Origin of the sequence: Vallitalea pronyensis (assembly GCF_018141445.1) — a bacterium.
Classification (GTDB): domain Bacteria; phylum Bacillota; class Clostridia; order Lachnospirales; family Vallitaleaceae; genus Vallitalea; species Vallitalea pronyensis.
In genome coordinates this window covers 149,335-171,593 of record NZ_CP058649.1, presented here as the reverse complement: position 1 = coordinate 171,593, position 22,259 = coordinate 149,335, and the positions used below count along the sequence as shown (strand labels likewise).

General features: G+C 37.7%; 21 protein-coding genes and 1 pseudogene. 20 read left to right on the top strand and 2 right to left on the bottom strand.

Features of this window, described 5'->3' with window-relative positions:
- The first annotated feature begins 30 nt into the window (after positions 1-30).
- From HZI73_RS00695 to HZI73_RS00675, 5 genes are read left to right on the top strand one after another with little or no spacing between them, the layout of a single operon-like run.
- Positions 31-1,080, top strand: a complete 1,050-nt coding sequence (locus HZI73_RS00695; RefSeq protein WP_212696374.1) for an L-threonylcarbamoyladenylate synthase — start codon at positions 31-33, stop codon at positions 1,078-1,080.
- A 13-nt stretch (positions 1,081-1,093) separates the two neighbouring features.
- Positions 1,094-1,564 (top strand): arsenate reductase/protein-tyrosine-phosphatase family protein, encoded by a 471-nt coding sequence (locus HZI73_RS00690; RefSeq protein WP_212696373.1) that lies wholly within the window; start codon positions 1,094-1,096, stop codon positions 1,562-1,564.
- On the top strand, positions 1,564-1,992 hold the full coding sequence (rpiB, locus tag HZI73_RS00685) for a ribose 5-phosphate isomerase B (RefSeq protein ID WP_212696372.1): 429 nt from the start codon (positions 1,564-1,566) through the stop codon (positions 1,990-1,992). Before HZI73_RS00690 ends, rpiB begins: the two co-directional genes overlap by 1 nt.
- A gap of 16 nt (positions 1,993-2,008) precedes the next feature.
- The gene (locus tag HZI73_RS00680) at positions 2,009-2,449 is read left to right on the top strand and encodes a deoxycytidylate deaminase (protein ID WP_212696371.1); all 441 of its coding nucleotides are present in this window, start codon (positions 2,009-2,011) and stop codon (positions 2,447-2,449) included.
- A gap of 41 nt (positions 2,450-2,490) precedes the next feature.
- Positions 2,491-3,561 carry a glycosyltransferase family 4 protein gene (locus HZI73_RS00675; RefSeq protein WP_246552307.1) on the top strand — a complete coding sequence of 357 codons (1,071 nt, stop codon included), beginning with the start codon at positions 2,491-2,493 and terminating at the stop codon, positions 3,559-3,561.
- 78 nt (positions 3,562-3,639) lie between these two features.
- On the opposite strand, the gene HZI73_RS00670 is transcribed toward HZI73_RS00675, so the two are convergent.
- Positions 3,640-4,110, bottom strand: a complete 471-nt coding sequence (locus HZI73_RS00670) for an ACT domain-containing protein (RefSeq protein WP_212696370.1) — start codon at positions 4,108-4,110, stop codon at positions 3,640-3,642.
- A 575-nt stretch (positions 4,111-4,685) separates the two neighbouring features.
- Here HZI73_RS00670 and wecB point away from each other — a divergent pair.
- The 13 genes and pseudogenes from wecB (at position 4,686) to atpC (ending at position 13,651) form a co-directional block, all read left to right on the top strand.
- Positions 4,686-5,786 (top strand): non-hydrolyzing UDP-N-acetylglucosamine 2-epimerase, encoded by a 1,101-nt coding sequence (wecB, locus tag HZI73_RS00665; RefSeq protein ID WP_408648290.1) that lies wholly within the window; start codon positions 4,686-4,688, stop codon positions 5,784-5,786.
- A 141-nt stretch (positions 5,787-5,927) separates the two neighbouring features.
- Entirely contained in the window at positions 5,928-6,158 is a 231-nt protein-coding gene (locus HZI73_RS00660) for an AtpZ/AtpI family protein (protein WP_212696368.1), read from the top strand.
- Between the two features lies 1 nt (position 6,159).
- Positions 6,160-6,594 carry an ATP synthase subunit I gene (locus tag HZI73_RS00655; RefSeq protein WP_212696367.1) on the top strand — a complete coding sequence of 145 codons (435 nt, stop codon included), beginning with the start codon at positions 6,160-6,162 and terminating at the stop codon, positions 6,592-6,594.
- A gap of 29 nt (positions 6,595-6,623) precedes the next feature.
- On the top strand, positions 6,624-7,340 hold the full coding sequence (atpB, locus tag HZI73_RS00650; protein ID WP_212696366.1) for a F0F1 ATP synthase subunit A: 717 nt from the start codon (positions 6,624-6,626) through the stop codon (positions 7,338-7,340).
- A gap of 66 nt (positions 7,341-7,406) precedes the next feature.
- Positions 7,407-7,661 (top strand): annotated as a pseudogene (locus HZI73_RS26800) (ATP synthase Fo subunit C); the annotation flags it as partial.
- Complete coding sequence (atpE, locus tag HZI73_RS26795; RefSeq protein WP_334300242.1) at positions 7,638-7,922, top strand: ATP synthase F0 subunit C; 285 nt, start codon at positions 7,638-7,640, stop codon at positions 7,920-7,922. The pseudogene HZI73_RS26800 and the gene atpE (HZI73_RS26795), both read left to right, overlap by 24 nt.
- Before the next feature lie 33 nt (positions 7,923-7,955).
- Positions 7,956-8,237 carry an ATP synthase F0 subunit C gene (gene atpE, locus HZI73_RS00640; protein WP_113673125.1) on the top strand — a complete coding sequence of 94 codons (282 nt, stop codon included), beginning with the start codon at positions 7,956-7,958 and terminating at the stop codon, positions 8,235-8,237.
- 40 nt (positions 8,238-8,277) lie between these two features.
- Positions 8,278-8,862, top strand: a complete 585-nt coding sequence (atpF, locus tag HZI73_RS00635) for a F0F1 ATP synthase subunit B (protein WP_212696364.1) — start codon at positions 8,278-8,280, stop codon at positions 8,860-8,862.
- The gene (gene atpH, locus HZI73_RS00630; RefSeq protein ID WP_212696363.1) at positions 8,850-9,389 is read left to right on the top strand and encodes an ATP synthase F1 subunit delta; all 540 of its coding nucleotides are present in this window, start codon (positions 8,850-8,852) and stop codon (positions 9,387-9,389) included. The genes atpF and atpH overlap by 13 nt, the downstream gene beginning before the upstream one ends.
- Positions 9,390-9,434: 45 nt before the next feature.
- Entirely contained in the window at positions 9,435-10,955 is a 1,521-nt protein-coding gene (gene atpA / locus HZI73_RS00625) for a F0F1 ATP synthase subunit alpha (RefSeq protein WP_212696362.1), read from the top strand.
- A gap of 4 nt (positions 10,956-10,959) precedes the next feature.
- Entirely contained in the window at positions 10,960-11,814 is an 855-nt protein-coding gene (gene atpG, locus HZI73_RS00620) for an ATP synthase F1 subunit gamma (RefSeq protein ID WP_212696361.1), read from the top strand.
- Between the two features lie 14 nt (positions 11,815-11,828).
- Positions 11,829-13,214, top strand: a complete 1,386-nt coding sequence (atpD, locus tag HZI73_RS00615) for a F0F1 ATP synthase subunit beta (protein ID WP_212696360.1) — start codon at positions 11,829-11,831, stop codon at positions 13,212-13,214.
- Between the two features lie 11 nt (positions 13,215-13,225).
- Positions 13,226-13,651 (top strand): ATP synthase F1 subunit epsilon, encoded by a 426-nt coding sequence (atpC, locus tag HZI73_RS00610; protein WP_212696359.1) that lies wholly within the window; start codon positions 13,226-13,228, stop codon positions 13,649-13,651.
- Between the two features lie 21 nt (positions 13,652-13,672).
- On the opposite strand, the gene HZI73_RS00605 is transcribed toward atpC, so the two are convergent.
- Positions 13,673-14,494 (bottom strand): phosphotransferase family protein, encoded by an 822-nt coding sequence (locus HZI73_RS00605; RefSeq protein ID WP_212696358.1) that lies wholly within the window; start codon positions 14,492-14,494, stop codon positions 13,673-13,675.
- A 534-nt stretch (positions 14,495-15,028) separates the two neighbouring features.
- On the opposite strand from HZI73_RS00605, the gene HZI73_RS00600 reads away from it, so the two are divergent.
- Entirely contained in the window at positions 15,029-19,573 is a 4,545-nt protein-coding gene (locus HZI73_RS00600) for an RCC1 domain-containing protein (protein WP_212696357.1), read from the top strand.
- A 19-nt stretch (positions 19,574-19,592) separates the two neighbouring features.
- Positions 19,593-22,163 carry a fibronectin type III domain-containing protein gene (locus HZI73_RS00595; RefSeq protein ID WP_212696356.1) on the top strand — a complete coding sequence of 857 codons (2,571 nt, stop codon included), beginning with the start codon at positions 19,593-19,595 and terminating at the stop codon, positions 22,161-22,163.
- Positions 22,164-22,259 lie beyond the last annotated feature (96 nt).

Below are 22,259 nucleotides of genomic sequence, written 5' to 3'. Positions count from 1 at the left end.
ATTTTGTATGGGTGGAATTGGAGATATTGTATGGAAACCATAATTCGTAGAGTAGACAATAAGGATATCGAACATAATATAATTGAAGAGGCAGCTCATATTTTACAGCAAGGTGGCTTAGTGGCTTTTCCTACAGAGACGGTCTATGGTATAGGTGCTCACGCACTTGACGCACAAGCTGTTTCAGATATTTACAAAGCGAAAGGCAGGCCATCGGATAATCCACTTATTGTTCATGTTGCCCACATGGAAGATGTGGAGAAATATGCCATGCATATTCAGGATAAGGCTCGATTACTTATGGAGCATTTTTGGCCAGGACCATTAACCCTTGTGTTTAATAAGAAAGAGATTATACCCGCGTATATTACAGGTGGATTAAGTACAGTGGCCATTCGTATCCCATCGCATCCTATTGCAAGAAGCATCATTGAAGCATCAGGTCTACCAATAGCAGCCCCTAGCGCTAATATTTCTGGTCGACCTAGTCCAACAATGGGACAGCATGTGATTCATGATTTACAAGGGAAAGTGTCCATGATTATTGACGGCGGTTCCAGTGAAATTGGACTGGAGTCAACGGTAGTGGATGTAACAGAAAGCACCCCCACCATTCTTCGACCAGGCGGTATTACGAAGAAAATGCTTGAAAAAGTTGTTGGTGCTGTTGTAGAAGACCCAGCCATTAAATCCATGAATGAAAACATGGTTCCCAAAGCTCCCGGTATGAAATACCGCCATTATGCACCGAACGCAGAGCTTATTGTTTTTAAGGGAAATAAAGATCGTGTCATTGATCATATTAATAAATTAGTAGAACAAAAGGAAATGGAAGGTTCCCGTATTGGCATTATCGCAACCAAACAGACGAAAGACCGTTATCGAGGTGATCATGTTCTGGTTATTGGTGACAGACACAAACCGGATGATATTGCAGCCAATCTTTTTAAAGTCCTTCGTGAGTTTGATGAGCGGCAAGTGTCATGTATTTATAGTGAAGCTTTTTCAAATCAAGATATTGGTTATGCAACCATGAATCGCTTATTAAAAGCAGCAGGTAACAAAGTCATTCGCATATAAGATAGGTGATGAAATGAAACGTATTATATTTGTATGTACAGGCAATACATGTAGAAGCCCATTAGCTGAGGCCATGGCGTATCGGTATTTTCAAGATGGGGATATATCTGTTGAAGTATTATCCCGAGGTATAAGCGTTATGTCACCTTCTCCTGCCAATGGGCATACAAGGGATATTGTTGAACAAGATTATCCCGCTATTGCAAATCATGTAGCCACAGCATTTTGTGAACATGAAGTGGAAGAGGAAACCATGGTACTCACCATGACAGATAACCATAAACAATATCTTCATAAGCTATACCCTCATCTTGTTAGTCAGATAAAAACATATAGGGAGTATGTGGGAGAAGCAGGCGATATACATGATCCTTATGGAGGCAGTAAGACCATATATGATCGTTGCGCCAAGGAGATAAGGGGTCTAACCCTATTACTTATTGAAAAGATAAATAAAAATTCTTATAATATGGAGGAACTGTAATGATAGCAATCGGAAGTGATCATGGAGGATATGCTTTAAAACAAGAAGTCATAAAGTACTTAGAGACGAAAGGACTGCCTTACAAGGATTATGGATGTTATGATACATCATCCTGTGATTATCCAGATTATGCAAAAGCTGTCTGTGAAGCCGTTGTCAATGAAACGTGTGAAAAAGGTATCTTAATTTGTGGTACAGGAATTGGTATCTCTATGGCAGCCAATAAAGTACAGGGTATTCGCTGTGCCCTATGTCACGATTGTTTTTCTGCAAAAGCCACAAGAGAACATAACGATGCAAATGTTTTAGCCTTAGGCGGAAGAATCGTTGGTGGGGAATTGGCATTAATGATTGTTGATCTATTCCTTCATACACCGTTTTCCGATGAAGACAGACACAAAAGACGTATAGAAAAGATTGAATTATAATACGGAGGTTATGTCTATGCGACCATCATGGGACCAATATTTTATGGATATTGTTGAAATAATTAAAGGACGCTCTACTTGTTTAAGAAGGAAAGTTGGAGCCGTCATTGTTAAAGATAGAAGAATTCTAACATCCGGGTACAATGGTGCCCCATCCGGTTGTAAACACTGTGAAGAAGTAGGCTGCCTAAGGGAAGAACTCGGTATTCCATCTGGTCAGAGGCATGAGTTATGCCGTGCCTCACATGCCGAACAAAATGCCATTGTTCAAGCAGCCATGCACGGTGTGTCCATTGAGGGAGGGACCATCTATGTAACAGCTCAACCATGTGTTATCTGTTCTAAATTAATTATTAATGCAGGGATTAAAAGAGTTGTATTCAAAGGGGATTATCCAGATGAATTATCCATGCAGCTTCTTAAGGAAGCTCAGATAAACGTTGAGAAATTCAAATAATTCATGTACATAACGACCTATTTAGGGGAGATGAAAAAAAGATGTCTGATTTTTTAAATGATATTAACAGCAATTTATTATACATCGTTGCTTTTGTCATGGCCTTTGTAACAGCATGTATCATTACACCCTTAAGCAAAAAATTTGCTTTCAAAGTTGGGGCAGTTGACATGCCAAAGGCGAGAGGAATACATACGAAACCCATGCCTCTTGCTGGGGGAACGGCCATTGTAGCGGGTTTTGTTATCACCGTTGCTTTATTAGCACCTACCATCAAGAATCTTCAATTGCCCAACCTGGTGGGATTATTAGGGGGAGGTTTGGTTATTACCGTCGTGGGTCTATTAGACGATATCTATGACCTGCCTGCTAAAATAAAATTGTTTTTCCAGATATTATCGGCTTTGATTGTGGTAGCAACAGGAACCAGTATTCAGGCTTTTAGCTGGCCATGGGCACCAGGCGGTGTCATTCTACTGGGTTCTTTTAGTAATATTGTCACCATTGTATGGATTATTGGGGTAACCAATGCGGTTAACCTAATGGATGGACTGGATGGTTTGGCAACGGGTATTTCGTCTATTGCCGCCTTATGTCTTATGTTTATATCCATTTTAAATGGTGAACCTACTGCTGTTTTATTGACAGCTGCTCTTGCGGGTTCTTGCCTTGGTTTCCTACCACATAATTTTAATCCAGCCACTATTTTTATGGGGGATACAGGGTCTACATTTTTAGGTTTTACCTTATCGGTTATATCCATTCAGGGTCTTATTAAGAGCTATACAGCCATCACCATTATTGTGGCTGTTTTAATCCTTGGGTTACCTATCTTTGATACGTTCTTTGCTATTTTAAGACGAGTAGCCAATGGAAAGCCAGTTATGCAAGCGGATAGAGGCCATCTGCACCATCGGTTAATGGATAGAGGGTATAGCCATCGACGTGCTGTCCTTACCTTATACGGTGTCAGCGGCGGTTTTGGTATTGCAGGTATATTGATTGCCATGGATGATATCAAATTAGCACTGATCATCATTGCCATCATTGTGACCGTATGGTTTGCTGATTTTATTTCTAAGCATATTAAAGTGAACAATAAGCGACAATGAGTATCATAGACACATATCAATAAAGCTATTCTACAACATGAACGTTGCGGAATAGCTTTTTTATCTAATAAAATGTTTTTAATTGACCTTCAAGATAGGTTTGAGTGCTTCCACTGCATGAGGCTGGTCAGATGCATAGATAAGATAAGAGATATCGATCTCTGATGTTGTAATCATCTTAATATCAATATGGGCATTTGACAACAGGGTCATGGTTTTAGCTGCCACACCTGGTTGGAACTGCATGGCTTCATCATATAAGGAAATCTTAGTATTATTGGAATTCACATCAATACGAAGATTAGGAATGTGTGCTTTGTAAGATTTTAAAGTTTGTATGGCGTGAAAAAGGTCATCATCTTGCAAGGTAAATGAAATATTGATGTTACCTTTTAAGGGCGATGTCTGACTTATCATATCCACGTTAATATCTGCCTCAGCAAGAGACGTAAAGATAGCAGCAATATCTTTATCATTGATAGGTATATTGGCCAAAGTGATTAATGTTACATTTTCAGTAATGTGTAATTGACTAATAATTGGTTCCATAGCATCACTCCTCATTTTTATAGGTCTAATGAGACCTTCGACTGCTGTAGTAGGGCTAATTTCATTTCTTTGGTGAAAAACATGCTAAGTCAGTTTTCTAAGCAGTTTAATTTCAATATAGGTTATTATACCATAATCTTAGGTGAGGAACAAATTAAGTAAAAATGGTTTCTTAACGGTATTTTAGATAAAATAATAACCATTAATCTGAGCAAAGATAATGATATTGTAGACGAATAGAATTAGCTGGGTATATGTTTTGGTCAGATAAGCAAAGAGTTCTTTTTTCTTCTATTTAGATATCGTATAAGTTGCTATTTTTGTAAATAGGTCTTAAAAGTATTTTGCATACAGGCATAAATGTTGTATAATATAAAATGGATTAAAATAGTATGGAAAGAATATTATAACAGTATTATTGGGAAATTAAGTGTGACATAAATTTTCCCACCCGTGTTGTGGCTTCGTGTTTATCTGTAAGAAAAGTCATGATACTTAATACAGGAGCTGATATCATTGTACATGTTTAATGGACAGCTTGAAGAGGGAGGATGAAATGCGTGAAGATAAAAGTCATGAGCATATTTGGCACCAGACCTGAGGCCATTAAGATGGCGCCTGTAGTTAAGGCACTAGAAGCCTCTGATCAGATAGATAGCCTTGTTTGTGTAACAGCCCAACATCGTGAAATGTTAGATCAAGTATTGGAAGTGTTTGATTTAACACCGGATTATGACTTGAATATTATGAAGGAACGGCAGACACTGGCTCAGATTACCACAAGGGCATTAGAGGGTCTTAGTGATATTATTGGTAAGGAAAAACCGCATATTGTACTGGTACATGGGGATACCACCACCACATTTGTTGGTTCACTGGCGGCATTTTATCATCGTGTAAGTGTGGGACATGTGGAAGCAGGTTTACGTACTTATGATAAGTATCAACCGTATCCAGAAGAAATGAACCGTAAATTAACAGGGTGTATAACAGACTTGCATTTTGCACCAACAGACACATCAAGAGCACATTTGTTAAAGGAAGCTGTACCAGATGACGCTATTTTTGTCACAGGTAATACAGTAATTGATGCCCTAAAGACAACCATCCGTGATGATTATTGCTTCAAAGTAGATAAGCTTAATCATCTTGACTATACAGGTAAAAAAATTATTGCTATGACGGCTCACCGACGTGAGAACCTGGGGGAACCTTTGGAAAATATTTGTAAAGCTGTTTTAAGGATTGCCCAAGATCATCGTGACGTAGAAGTAGTGTATGCTGTTCATCTGAATCCAGCAGTAAAAGAAGTAGCCGATCGTATTCTTGGTAATCATCCACGTATACACTTATTGGAACCTTTAGAAATGCAGGATATGCACAACTTGTTAAATCGATCCTATCTGGTATTAACAGATTCAGGAGGGCTTCAAGAAGAGGTGCCTTCTATGGGAAAACCTGTTTTGGTATTAAGGAATGTAACAGAAAGACCAGAAGGGGTAGAAGCAGGTACGTTGAAGCTTGCCGGTACAGACGAAGCAACCATTTATGACATGGCTAGTGAGTTGATTGAAGATAAAGCAGCTTATGAAAAGATGGCAAATGCAGTCAATCCCTATGGGGATGGCCATGCTTCCCAGCGTATAGTAGATAATATCACCAAGCACTTTCAATAGTACGTAACATTGAGAAAAACCAGATATGGAACCACATACTCTAATATGGAAGAAGTTGGAAACAATTTGTAATATTTTAAAGGGTTATGTAGACATATGGCTGAAAGATGCGTATAATACTTTATAAAGAGGGGGAAACTCATGAAATTTGATTCAAATATAATGAAAAGCCTGTCTTTATTAAGTCAAATTGGTTTTCTAATGGCGATACCGATTATTGGATGTGTATTATTTGGAAATTTCCTTGACGGTCGATGTGATACAAGTCCGTTATTCTTAATTATATTCACCATATTGGGTGTGCTATCTGCTTTTCGTAATCTCTATGTGATTGCAATGAAAGGTACAAAAAATAGAAAGAAGGACTCTTAATATGCATTCAGAAAAATCCATATTTATCCCATTAACGATTAAGATGATTGGTATAATTGTCCTTTCATTTGGTATAGGTTTATTTTTTGTTCCAGATATAGCAGCATATGGTAAAGGATTAGCTCTTGGAGGAATATTTTCTATATTAAAGTTAAAACTAATGGAAGTTACTTTTACAAAAGCCCTTAACAAACCTCCAAAGGCAGCTCAGACCTATGCAAGTTTTCATTATTTTTTAAGGTATTTATTATCAATTTTAGTCTTAATGATCGGCGCATTAGAGCCGACGATTAACTTAGTAGGTGTTATTATTTCACTTGTGTCTATGAAAGTAGCAGCATACCTGCAAGGATACATAGAAAAACCTACACCAAAAGATGGTTCTGTGACCTTTGTCGAATGGGAAGATGATGAAGAAGCAGAATCGGATTTTTAACATACCTATGAGGAAAGGAGAGTTTACTCATGGACATTGGTATTCATCACGTCGCGACCATTAAGTTATTTGGTCTCGAAATATGGATTACTGAATCGATGGTGAATGTGTGGTTAATTGGAATTGTCCTTATTGCCGTAGCACTTGGCATAAGAAGAGTCCTAAAAAAGGCACAAAGCATACCATCAGGGGTGCAAAATGTCATTGAATGGATTGTGGAGATGCTGGATAATTTCACAGTCTCTACGATGGGTGAAAAGGGAAGAAAATTTTCTTCATTTTACGGATGCATGTTCGTCTTCATCTTATTTTCCAACCTGTTAGGCTTACTCATTGGTCCACAGTTTAACAATGGGACATTCAGTGTTGGCTTCTTAAGACCACCTACAGCAGATGCAGCTGTGACATTTGCATTAGCACTCATTACATTTTTTATGGTTCAAGGCTTTGGTATTAAAGCAAAAGGTGTTGGAAAGTGGGCAAAAGGATTTACAGAGCCTCTATGGCCTATGACACCACTTAATATTATTGGTGAACTAGCTAACCCCGTTTCACTGAGTTTCCGTTTATTCGGTAATATCTTAGGTGGAACCATTATTATGACATTGTATTATAATTTACCATGGTTTGCTCTACTCGGAGTACCAGCCGCTTTACATGGTTACTTTGATGTTTTTGCTGGTGTGCTTCAAGCCTTTATTTTTGTTATGCTGAGCATGACATTTGTATCAAGTGCTATTGAGTAGAAAAGATCACAAACGAATAAGCGAGGTGAGGTCATGAATGGCATACTTGACTTGCTCCTTGGCTGGATGGAACATGTAGATAAGCGAGCATTAATCTTAGGATTTTCAGCCGTTGGTGCTGGATTTGCTATGATAGCAGGTATCGGTCCTGGGATTGGACAAGGTTTTGCTGCTGGTAAGGCGGCAGAAGCTGTTGGTAACAATCCAGAAGGTGGACGACCTGCAACAATCGTCATGCTTCTTGGTTCAGCCGTGGCAGAAACATCGGGGATTTTTTCTCTTGTTATTGCCATCATCATGCTATTTGCTAATCCTTTGGTAACACGTGAAGGTGTTGGTATTGTATTAGCAGCTAGTGCTCTTGGAGCAGGATTATCAATGATAGCAGGTATAGGTCCTGGTATAGGACAAGGCTTTGCAGCAGGTAAAAGTGCAGAAGCAGTTGGTAAAAGACCGAAATTGCAAAGTCCAATCGTAAGAACCATGTTGCTTGGTCAAGCAGTGGCCCAGACAACAGGCATATATGCCCTTATTGTGGCGTTGATACTACTTTTTGTAGATGTATTTTCAAAATTCTTTTAACAACAAATAATTGATTTAGAGGAGGATATCATCATGGAACAAATCGATGGAAAAGCGTTAATCTTAGCATGTTCAGCAATTGGAGCAGGTTTAGCAATGATAGCTGGTATTGGACCTGGAATCGGTCAGGGATTCGCAGCAGGTAAAGGTGCAGAAGCAGTTGGTCGTCAACCAGGTGCTCAATCAGATATTTTAAGAACCATGTTACTTGGTGCAGCAGTAGCTGAGACAACAGGTATTTATGGCCTAATCGTAGCGATTATCTTATTATTTGCTAATCCACTTATCTCAAAATACATGAGTTTAATTGGCTAATATGTGAGAGGGCAACCAGTCCTTTCACTCCTTAGGAAACGTGATAAATAGCATGAACTATTTAGCCGTTCCTTTTATGAAAGGAGGAAAAGAGAACTTGAATATTATTGAGAGCTGGATTATTGGATTCGACTTACAAATGGCAATTCAGATTGTACTGCATATTGCAAGTATACTTATTTTGTTTTACTTTATAGCAAAATTACTGTTTAATCCAGTAAGAGACATATTACAAAAACGAAAAGATTCCATTGCTAAGGAATATCAATTTATAAAAACTGAAAAGCAAAAAGCCTTGGCTCTTGAAAAAGAATACAAAGATAAGTTAGCAAACATTGACAAAGAAGCAACAGCCATTCTTGAGGATGCTCGCCGAAGAGCTTTAGAGAAAGAACGTCAAATTATCAAAGAAGCTGATGATGAAGCTGCTAGACTTATGCAAAGAGCCAATACTGAAATAGAACGAGAAAAAGAAAAAGTAAAAGATGACATTAAAACTGAAATCATAGACGTTGCGAAGATTTTGGCAAGCAAATTTGTCGCTTCATCTATTGATCAGCAAACAAGTGATCGTTTATTAGATGAAACCATAGAGTCCATAGGTGAAGAAACATGGTTGAGTTAGTAGCCAAGCGTTATGGAACGGCTATATTTGAGCTTGCCATAGAATCAAACCAAGTAGATGCCATCTATGAACAGCTGCTATGGGTGAAGGAAGTGCTTACATCACAAGACGAATTTGTCAAACTTCTTAATCACCCAAAGGTGGGCATGGGTCATAAAATCAACATGATGGAAGATACTTTTGGGGAACATGTGTCCAAGGACATACTCGGTTTATTCGTTATTGCTATTCGTAAAGGTCGAGAACAGCATCTGTTAGACATTATCGACTACTGTCTTGAAGAGATTGACGATTACAAGGGTATAGCAAAGGCGTATGTCGAATCTGCATCCACATTATCGGAGGAACAGGTGGCAGCCATTAAGAATAAGCTGGAAGCATCCACAAAGAAACAAGTGATAATCCATGTAAGTGTTAATGAAGACCTCATTGGAGGTTTAGTAATACGTATTGGCGATAGAATTGTTGATAATAGCATTAAGGGAAAGATTACAGCTATTACAAAAGATCTATATGCTGTGCATTAAATGAGTTAAAACAGATGAAATACAGAAAGGCGGTGGAACCTAACCATGAATTTAAGACCTGAAGAAATAAGCTCGGTTATTAAAGAACAGATTAAGCGCTACAAAACAGATTTAGAGGTAAATGACGTTGGAACAGTTATCCAAGTTGCCGATGGTATCGCTCGTATTCATGGATTAGAAAGAGCTATGGCCGGCGAGCTTCTTGAATTCCCTGGCGACGTCTATGGTATGGTCCTTAACTTGGAACAAGACAACGTTGGTGCTGTTCTTATGGGTTCAGATAAAAATATCAGTGAAGGCGATATTGTAAAAGCAACAGGTCGTGTAGCAGAAGTACCTGTTGGAGACGCCATGATTGGGCGTGTTGTTAACGCATTAGGTCAGCCAATTGATGGAAAAGGCCCCATCAATACAGATACATACCGTAAGGTAGAAAGGGTTGCTCCTGGTGTTATCACAAGAAAAACAGTAGATACACCATTACAAACCGGTATAAAAGCCATTGACTCCATGGTACCCATCGGAAGAGGGCAGCGTGAGTTAATCATTGGTGATAGACAGACAGGTAAAACAGCCATTGCCATTGATACCATAATCAATCAAAAAGGTCAAGATGTGTTATGTATCTATGTGGCTATTGGACAAAAAGCATCCACAGTAGCAGGTATTGTTAAGACTTTAGAAGAAAATGGGGCACTGGATTATTCAACTGTTGTTGCCGCGACAGCTTCTGAGTTAGCGCCACTTCAATATATAGCGCCTTATGCAGGTGTGACCATTGGTGAAGAGTGGATGGAAAATGGTAAAGATGTTCTCATTATCTATGATGATCTATCCAAACACGCGGTAGCTTACCGTGCCATGTCATTACTACTTCGTCGACCACCAGGACGTGAAGCATATCCTGGAGACGTTTTCTATCTTCATTCAAGATTACTAGAACGTGCAGCTAAGTTAAACGAAGAATACGGTGGAGGCTCCATTACAGCTTTACCTATTATAGAAACCCAAGCAGGTGACATCTCTGCTTATGTACCAACAAATGTTATATCCATTACAGACGGTCAGATTTTCCTAGAAACGGAGTTATTTAACGCTGGTGTACGTCCAGCCATTAACCCAGGACTTTCTGTATCAAGGGTTGGTGGTGCTGCACAGATTAAAGCCATGAAAAAAATCGCTGGGCCAATTCGTGTTGAGCTTGCCCAATACCGTGAACTAGCTGCTTTTGCACAGTTTGGTTCGGATTTAGATAAAGATACAAAAGAAAGACTTGACCAAGGTGAGCGTATCATCGAAGTCTTGAAGCAACCTCAGTTCAAACCCATGAAAGTAGCCCATCAGGTAATTATCCTGTTTGCAGCTACCAAGAAATATCTCATGGACATTGCGCTATCGGATATTCAAGATTTTGAAGCAGCACTCATTGAATTCATTGATACCAAGTATCCAGAACTGGAGAAAGAAATCATTGGCAAAGACGGTTTAACAGATGCACTAAATGATAAACTGGCTAAAGCTATTGAGTCCTTCAAAAGTGGTTATAAAAGCCTAAGCGAGGTGTAGCGCTATGGCATCTATGAGAGATATCAAAATACGAAGAAACAGTATACAAAGTACGCAAAAGATTACCAAAGCCATGAAGCTTGTAGCAACAGCTAAGCTTCAAAAGGCCAAGGAAAAAGCTGCTGAAACAAGACCATTTTTTCATAAGATGCATGAAACCATTGGGTCTATCCTAGCACAGAGTCAGAATATCAGCCACCCTTTCTTAACAGAGCGTGACGTGAAGAATCGTGGTTATATTGTAATAACCTCTAACCGAGGTTTTGCAGGTGGTTTAAACTCCAATCTGGTAAAACTGGTTTCTAGAGAGGCGGACCCACAGCACGCCAAAGTGGTAGCCATCGGTAAACGAGGGGTAGACCAACTTAGAAGAAATGGTTTTGAAGTCATCAAAGACTACAATGAAGTGATCCAGCAGCCCATGTACCGGGATGCTGTGAATATTGGTGAACGTTTATTGGACATGTATAGAGAAGGGCTTATTGATGAGGTATATGTAGCTTATACAGCTTTCAAATCTGCCCTTACCCAAGAAGCCATGTTGTTAAAAGTGCTTCCAGTGGACATATCCACTTTTGAAGCAAACGAAGTGGTCACGTCAGATATCATGACCTATGAGCCTTCAGCAGAAGAAGTGCTTGAACAAGTTATTCCAAAATATATAAACAGTATGATTTTCGGGGCACTAAGAGAATCCGTAGCCAGTGAACATGGTGCAAGAATGACAGCAATGGATTCAGCAACCGAAAATGCATCCGAGATGATTGATAAATTATCCCTTGAATATAATAGGGCAAGACAGGCTTCTATTACCCAAGAGTTATCCGAAATCGTTGGTGGTGCAGAAGCGCTTAAGTAAAGGAGTGTAATACAATGGCAGATAGAGTCGGCAAAATCACTCAAATTATTGGTGCCGTTTTGGACGTTAAGTTCAGTGCAGATAATCTTCCAGCCCTTTATAACGCTATCGTTATTAAGAAAGCAGATGGGTCAGACCTTGTGGTAGAGGTTGCTCAGCATCTAGGCGACGACGTGGTAAAATGTATAGCCATGGGTGCAACAGATGGTCTATCGCGGGGTATGGAGGCTATCGATACAGGTAAACCCATTACGGTACCTGTTGGTGAGAAAACATTAGGACGGATCTTCAATGTAACAGGTGATCCTATTGATAGTAAAGAAGCTCCTGTAACGGAGGATTCTTGGCCTATTCACCGTGAAGCGCCAAAATTTGAGGAACAAGTAACAGAAACAGAAATCTTAGAAACAGGTATCAAAGTTATTGACTTACTATGCCCCTACCAAAAAGGTGGAAAAATTGGTCTCTTTGGTGGAGCAGGTGTAGGTAAGACGGTACTTATCCAAGAGCTGATACGTAACATCGCTAAGGAACATGGTGGCTACTCGGTATTCACAGGTGTTGGTGAACGTACAAGAGAAGGTAATGACCTCTATCATGAGATGGCAGATTCAGGTGTACTTGAAAAAACAACCATGGTATTTGGACAGATGAATGAACCACCAGGAGCAAGAATGCGTGTAGGTCTTACAGGGCTTACCATGGCAGAATATTTCCGTGATGAAGGTGGACGTGACGTCCTTCTATTCATTGATAACATCTTCCGTTTCACACAAGCAGGTTCAGAGGTATCCGCTTTACTTGGTCGTGTACCAAGTGCCGTTGGTTACCAGCCAACCCTTGCAACAGAGATGGGCTTACTTCAAGAGCGTATCACATCCACGAAGAATGGTTCTATTACATCCGTTCAAGCCGTGTATGTACCAGCCGATGACTTAACAGACCCGGCACCAGCGACAACCTTCGCTCACCTTGATGCGAAAACAGTATTATCCCGTGACATTGTTGAAAAAGGAATCTATCCAGCAGTGGACCCACTGGATTCCACATCAAGAATCTTATCGCCCATGATCGTAGGCGAAGAGCATTATGATGTTGCCAGACGTGTACAAGAGATTCTTCAACGTTACAAGGAATTACAAGATATCATAGCCATCCTTGGTATGGATGAGTTATCTGAGAATGATAAGGTTATTGTTGCACGAGCAAGAAAGATACAATACTTCTTATCACAGCCATTCTTCGTGGCAGAGAACTTCACAGGTAAAGTTGGTAAATATGTGCCACTGAAAGATACCATTCAAGGCTTTAAAGAGATTCTTGATGGTAAGCATGATGATATACCTGAGAATGTATTCCTCATGGTTGGAAGCATTGAAGATGTATTAAGTCAAGTATAGTAGGTGATGATGTGGCTAAGAAATTTATATTACAAGTTGTAACACCTGGACGTCAATTTTTCAATGAAGAGGTTGATCGGGTAGAATTCAAGACCAGCGAAGGCGACATTGGCATCTACCAAGACCATACACCTCTTACCACACCTCTTGCTGAAGGTGGTATGCTCACCATACGACAAGATGGTAAAGAGAAAAAAGCAGCTATCCACGGTGGATTCGTTGAAATTACACCAGATAAGGTAACTCTTCTAACAGATGCTGCTGAGTGGCCAGATGAAATTGACAAAAAAAGAGCAGAAGAAGCAAAAATAAGAGCTGAACGACGATTGAAGGTTGAGGAAGAGGATATTAATGAAATCCGAGCAAAATCGGCGTTGGCAAGATCACTGGTTCGTATTGATGTATCCGGTGCGAAGAGTGAAGAAGATGAACTATAATATAAGAGAGTAGGCGTTGTCCTACTCTTTTATTTTGCACTTTTTTATCTCTTTTTGAATGAACCTTATTAATGTATCATTTTCTTCTTTTGGCAAATCTTCCGATAACCTTGCCGCTGCAACGGGTAGTTTCCATTGATGAATATCTTCTATTTTTACACCTGATCGTTGGATGTAGGTTTTTATGTAATGGTTAAGAAGTATTTTTCCAAATACATGAACCATGTAGTTGGATATACGTGACATGTGTGGGAAAACAACATATTCCAGTAGAATGATTGTTCTAGCCACATCCCCTAATGGGTTGCCTTTTGTTGCAGTCATCCAGTCAATAACAACATGCTTATCGTTGTTACATAGGATATTGTCAGGGTGAAAGTCACCGTGGCATATTTTATTGCCTTCAGGTAATGCTTGGGTATAGGCTATTATCTTATCTATAGTATAGGTATCTAGTAAATCTATCTTTTGCATATCTGTGATGAGTTTGTTCTTATAGCTATCTATCTCCGAGTCCATAATGGTTTCTTGATGTATATGATGGTGTAATTCAGCTAGTTTTTTTGCATATTGGCGGTATCGCCATGGTTTGGAGTAGATATTTTTTAGCATGGTGACACCTTGTATTCTATCGTAGACAATACCAAGTCTAGCTTGATAAGTGATGAGATTATGGGCATTAGCTACAGGAAGGCCACTGTTGTAGAGCATTTTGGATATGTGGTATTCATTTTCTATGGCATGTTGGGGGTAGCCATGGTAAAACAGTTTTATTATTTTATGGGCGTCTAGTTCATACACTTGGGCGGTTCTGCCTTGGCCGATTAGGTTGGTTAGTGTCATGGGTGACCTCCTGATTAAGTTATCTGCTATCATTTTGTACAACGTTACATATTAAGTTAATATTAGCAGAAGGGTTATTGTAATGCAAATAATAATCTCAATAGGTATTTGTAAGAAATGCTAGTACACATAGTTTATGAAGTGGTTAGAAGGATTTCTAATGATTTTATATATATTATAAAATGCAAAAAAACACGTATAGTTATCTGAAAAAATTATAGAATATTGATTTGTGAAATAATAATATAAAAAAATATATAATTAGTAAGGCCTATTTTATTTTAATAGTAATAACGACTGATAAACATATAGTATATATTTAGGAAATAAATACTAATAAAATTAGAGTATAATATAATTGGAATAATAATACAAAATACTACAAAAAAGAGGAATATTATGTTTTAGACGACATATAGTATTTCTTAAGAACTAAGTTAAGTTAGTGATGTAATCCTTGTTACTGACTATATACAAAACTAGTTAGGGTATTTTGTAAAGCATCTTGTATTAAAGAATAGGAGGAATTTGATTTTGAAAGTAAAAAAAGCGATAATTTATACATTTTTTATGATTTTTGTATTGAAGATCAATACAGTAATTATATTAGGAGATACTATTGAAGCATATAAACCATTAAGCAATATAGTAGATATTTCATGTGGTTTTCATGGTATGGCATTAAAAGATAATGGAACGATATGGTCATGGGGAAAAAATACTTATGGACAGCTAGGTGATGAAACAACGATTGATAAAAATTCACCCATACAAGTAGAAAATGTGTCAGATATACAAGCAATGGTAGGTGGTCAATCGTATAGTATTATTTTAAAAAACGATGGTACTTTATGGTCATGGGGAGCAAATGGAGCAGAAGGGAATTTAGGGAATAATAGTTTAAATAGTAGTTTGATACCAGTACAAGTTAGTGGTTTAACAAGTGTGCAAGCTATTGATTCATATGAATTATATAGCTTAGCATTAAAAAATGATGGAACAGTATGGGCATGGGGGCATAATTATAGCTATGTTTTAGGTATTATAGAACCAAACAGTAAAGTGCCAGTACAAGTAAGTAATTTATCTGATGTAAAAGCAATTGCAGCTGGAAGTATAAGTGCTGTTTTAAAAAACGATGGAACAGTATGGACTTGGGGAGGTGGTTTATCTGATAGTAGATTCCCAACCAAAGTTAATGGTCTATCTGATGTAATAGCAATCGATAGTGGAGGAGTTGTAGTAGCCCTAAAAAGTGATGGAACAGTATGGGCATGGGGAAAAAACTATTATGGACAATTAGGAAATGGAACAAAATTTGATAGTAGTTCTCCTGTACAGGTAATGAATTTAACCGATATAGTAGCTATTTCTGCTGGGAATTCACATGTTATGGCATTAAAAGATGATGGAACAGTATGGACATGGGGGTATAATGATCATGGGCAATTAGGAGATGGTTCATTAGAAGAAAGACTAACTCCTGTGCAAATAAGTAATCTATCAGGTGTGAAAGCTATCGATGCTGGGCGTTCGGTAAGTATGGTATTGAAGGAAGATGGGACAGTTTGGGCATGGGGATGGAATATCTCTGGTCAAATTGGAGATGGGACAACAAAAGATAAATCAATACCTATTCAGGTAAAAGCGTTAACGTCTATTACATCACCATCGTACCCTATTAATGTACAAGTTACGGCGGGTGTTTCTAAAGTTAATCTTAGTTGGGATTCAGTGCCAGAAGCAGACAGCTATAACATAAAAAGAAGTACAACATCAGGTAGTAATTACACAACTATTGCTACTGATATTACTACAACAACTTATACAGATATTGGTTTAACCAATGGGACAACCTATTATTATGTTGTCATAGCTAAGAATGCAGCAGGCGAAAGTGAAAACTCAGGTGAGGTCTCAGCTACACCATCACAAATATCACCATCAAGTCCAACAGAATTATTTGTAGAAAATAGACATCAATCGGTAAAGCTGACTTGGTCAGAGGTCGAAGGGGCAACAGCTTATAAGGTTAAAAGAGGAACGGTATCAGGAGGTCCATATACAGTAATGGGTGATAATATAACAGATATTGTGTATATGGATACAGGTCTTACTAATGAGGTCGATTATTATTATGTGGTATCTGCGGTTAATGCGGAAGGTGAGAGTGCTGATTCTAATGAAGTTGTGGGGAGACCTTTGGGGGATACTAATGGGTTATTTAGACCAGGTGCTAAAGGAGTAGCACCCGTTACAAATTTATTAGGTGCAAATGGTACTGCTGAAATAGAGGTTGCTAGTATTGGGGCAATCGCATATAAAAGCATTGACTCCACGCTCAATCTGACCAGCGATAAGTATATTTTGTTTTACAATGTAACTACGGCACCCGCGACTAGTGTGAGGAATACTCCTTTAGTTAAACTACAAGATGATTCTAGTTTGTTCCAGTCAACCACAGAAAACTATAATGCTTCAACTGGTAGGAAAGTTTGGAAGTTTGAAACTACGCAAAATATAAAAGAGTTACTTTGGTGGGGACATACAACTGATGTTAACCCTAAAATTAAAGAGTTTATGTTAATACAAGTGGATGACGTAACATACAACCTTTCCGATGCTGAATTACTTGCAAAGTATCACTACATTGAAAATACAGTAACATGCGCACTAAGTTACGATTATGTGAGCAGAGGCAAGAATAAGTTTGATAAGGATAAAGTAAAAATCTTTGATTTGTTTATTTCTAGTAGTGGGATTGAAACCCCTTCTACTGATAACTTTAAAACAACTGACTTTATTCCAATTGCGGGAGGGAAAACATATACACTTAATACAGCTAATACAGGGACAACAGCTCAGCATGGTGTTTATGATGCTCAACTTAATTTAATACAATTAATCTCACAGAACACTAAGACATTTACAATAGACGCTAGTGGTTGCTTTATTAGAATTGGATATAGAATAGCACATGATGACGTTAACATCATTCAGTTAGAGGAAGGTTCAAATGCTACAGCATACGAACCATACACCAGCGATAAAACAGAGTTTAGTATATCTAGACCTATGATAAGCATAGGTGGTGTAAGTGATGAAGTTAAGGATGGCAGGTTGCATTATAGAAGCAGCGATACATATACATTACAAGCGGGTGATTATAAAGGTGCTAGTATTGGACACCTTGAGATTGATTATATAACGTATATTTTACCAACCGATTGTGCAAATTTAGGCCCATCTGGTGCTATTACAAAACAAGTTTTTATACCGACTAAAAGCGAAGGTATATATCAGTCTGAAATTCCCGCTAGTGAAATAGGAAAATATTTTACTTATGACTCGAATGGCGAACAGAGGATTTGTTTTATAATTGCTAAGGGAACGGGAGCAACCGCCAGAGCAGAAATTGAGGGATTATTGTCACTAAATTACCAACTAGCCAAAGAAGAAGTAATCGAAGATGGACAACAAGGATTCAAAGCCCCATACTCAATCAAAGCCTACCAAAATGGAGATTTAGTCCAGTATGCTACATCAATAAAACAAGTAAAATTAACCAACACCAACACAATCCTAATGGATGATAAATGCATTGAAATTGTAGAACTTGAGTCAAACGGTACGAAGCTATCTGGACAACTAGGTTCAGATGGTAAAACCATAACACTAGACAATAACCACACAGGTACTGTATATGCGAAGTGTAAACGAGACCCAAGCACCTATCTTAATGTGCAATTAGTAGCTGTACACACACCAAGTAATGTAGAAGCTATTGCAAAAGACCAAGCAGTCACACTAAGCTGGAATTACATAGAAGGTGTAGATAACTACACCATAATAAGAAGTACATCCCCAGAAGATAACTATATAACCATAGCATCTAACATTACATCATCCGTCTATAACGATACAGGATTAACTAACGGTACAACCTATTATTATAAAATCTTAGCCAATAAAGATGGAGAAAGTGGCAGTTCATCCGTTATATCCGCCACTCCTCAAGGGATACCATCAATACCTACAGGTTTAGCAGTCGAAAATGGTTACAAATCCGTTAAACTAACATGGGAGAAATCCAATGCAGCTTCGACTTACCGTATTAAACGCTCAACAACATCTGGTGGACCCTATACACAAATAGCAGATCAAGTCACCAATACGACTTATACCGATACCAACTTAATCAACGGAACGAATTATTATTATGTAATTTCAGCAGTTAACACTACAGGAGAAAGTGCTGATTCAAATGAAATAACAGGGCAACCAACCATTGTTAAGCCCAATACACCTATTAATATCGATGTATTAGTAGGGGATAAAGTTGTTACATTAACATGGCATGATATGATTAATGCTGAGTCTTATATTATCAAAAGATCAACAACAAAAGGTGGACCCTATACACTAGTAGCTGACCAAATTACAACGAATACCTATACAGACGCTAATCTATCAAATGCTACACCCTATTACTACATCATCATTGCCAAAAATTCGGTAGGAGAAAGTCAGCCTTCTAATGAAATTGAAGCAATAGCAGGTGTACAGAGACCAACGAATGTTATTATACAAAAAGTAGATACAGGTATTCGTTTGTCATGGAATCTGGTTAATGATGCAAGTAGTTATAAAGTCAAGCGGTCAGAGACATTAGAAGGACCCTATACAGTTATTCAAGATAATATAACAGGAACAGACTATACTGATACGACCATTCAAAATAATAAAATATATTATTATGTCCTATCAGCAGTTAATTATCTAGGTGAAAGCCCAGACACAAAACCTATCTCCGTATATGTTCAAGATGATAGTAAAGAACGTTATGTTCTGCTTATTACGCTAATTAACGGTATGCAAAGAGAATATGATATAAGCGCAGATACAGCTGTCGAATTCATGCAGTGGTACACCAATAGAGCTAACGGTATTGGCACACCATTTTTTACACTGTTTAACGAAGAAAAAGAAGAGGTGTATGGGAATAGTAAGGACTATATAGGGTTTAATACCATACTATATTATCAATTAAATGAATATAAAATCATAATTAATGAATAGAAGGGTAAGGTGGTATGCAGTGAATATACACAAGATGATTAAAAGAATATTGCTTATGTTAACGCTAATTTGTGTCTTAAAAGTGAATGTACAAGCTTCAAATTTACCTTATGTTACTAATGCTTATATAGATTCTTTAGTTAATAGTGTCAAGATAAATATTAAATATACATACAATAATCCAACAAGCTTTTTAATCAAAAGAGCAGAAACTAAAGATGGTAATTATGTAACCATTGCAGATAATGTAACAGAAACTACTTATACTGATACAGGGCTTGAGAATGCAAAAACCTACTACTATAAAATATATGGTATAAATGATAGTGGTATGGGGACAGAAGCTTATTTCGTGGAGGGAATACCATCAGCATCCAATTACATTTGGTTTGATATCCATGGAATTAAAGCCAATTTATATGGTATCGATATATATGATGAAGACGATAATAAGCTTCATTATACAAAACATTTTATACGTGATGATACAGGAGCAGCTTGGAATGTTCAGAATATGGATTATGCAGATCGATTATTAAATCATGGAATCTATATATTTAACGTAAATACTCCATGGAACAAGAATTATATACCTAAAACAAGAATGGGTATAAAGGTGCAACCTCATAAAGGGATTAAAAAAATTACAATTATTACAGAGACTAATGTGCCTATTCAAGCAGATGTATATGAAACAATTGAAGAAAATCTAACGGATGAAAATCCTTTTGCTACATTAAAATTCAAAAAAAGTGGACAATTGAAAGAAAATGAAATACTAAAATCTGGGCTCAATGCAGAAGGACAAGATGAAAAGATTACTATCACCTGGAATATTTCTGATTCCATGGATAAATATACTATTATGAGAGCTGAAAGTAAGGAAGGACCATATACAATTGTTGCTACCGATATAGTATTAAATAAATATATAGATGGTAGCGTAAATAATAAAAAACTTTATTACTACAGAGTAGAAGGAATTAAACAGGATGGTACGATTGTCAACTTAGGAACAGTTTATGCCAAAACAACAAAGCATCGCTTCTTAATCATGGATTTATTTGGAAGTTATGACACATATAACACTCTCATTAATGAGTTACAAATTTTGGACAAAAACAGTCAACCTATTTCCTATGGTTCAATCGAAAAAGGAAGTATTTGGTTCTATGGAAATTATAGAACTGACCCTTATAGTAGTTATGCAACAAATTATTCCTTATTTGATAAAGCTCAAGATGGTGTGGCAGATGTTGACCACTATACCAATGCATCATATCTAGGTTATTCATTAGGAGAGGATAAATGGATGAGACATGTATTAGAATTAGAAGATAATATAGGTGTTAACCAGATAAATTTTTGGGCGGGTAAATTAAACCAACCAAGTATGATGACATTTTATATTGCAGAATCATATGATTATAACGATAATATGATACTAAGAAGAAATGATAACCTAGCATATTTTGGTCAACATGCTATAGCTGATGTAGACCAAGTAACAAAATACGAATTCACCCAATCACCCCCAGACACACCCCAAAACATCAACGCTATCCCCAAAGACACCCGAGCAAAAATCGTCTGGGACAAAGTAAATAACGCAGATACCTACAACATAAAACGCTCCACATCACCCAACGGACCCTATACAACCATAGCCCAGAATATCCTAGAAACAGAATACGAAGACACAGGCATGACCAATGGTATAGCATACTACTATGTAGTAACAGCTGTCAACGATGGCGGTGAAAGCCCCAATTCAGCAGAAGTGGCTATCACACCTAATCCACAATTACCACAAGCACCTATGAACCTAATTATAACACCAAGGGATAATGCCATTGAGCTAACATGGCAGCCCATATACAATGCTGACAACTATAAAGTGATGCGTTCTGAAACAGAAGGAGGACCCTATGTATCCGTTTTAGATAGCACAACCAATACAACATTCACAGACACCAACGTTGTGTTTGGTAAAACCTACTATTATGTTGTACAAGCTAAGAATACAACAGGAACCAGCAATAACTCAGCAGAAGCACAAGGCGTACCTGGACAAGTATTACCCAGTACACCAACGAACATCATCACAAAAGTAAAAGATAAGTCCGTACACCTCACATGGGATGCGGCTAACGATGCTACAGGTTATAACCTTATGCAAAGTAAATCTGAAAGCGGGCCTTATATCCTTATCCATGAGCAACTTAGAGGGATATCCTGTAACGACAGTGACGTAGTCTATGGTGAGACTTATTATTATAAAATACTTGCCGTGAATGAAAGAGGAGAAAGTGAGCCAACACAACCGATTAGAGTCCATGTCATGGATACGACAGAACAAAAAGTATTGCTTTCCTTAACCATGAAACATGGTACAACAAAAGATTATATACTGACTCAAAGCCAGTTGGCTGATTTTATGAAATGGTATCAAGATAAGACACAAAACATAGGTTTGCCTTACTTTACAGTAATGGGTAAAAACAACTATGGAGCCTATAAAGCACATAAAAGCTATATTTTATTCGACGCCATACTGTCCATGGACATTAAAGAAATTCAAGATAAATAGTATACAAGGACTAAGTATTAGCAAGCCATACCGTTAATACTTAGTTCTTATGTCAACATTTTAAGAATGATAAAAGATGGTCTTGAAAATGGACAA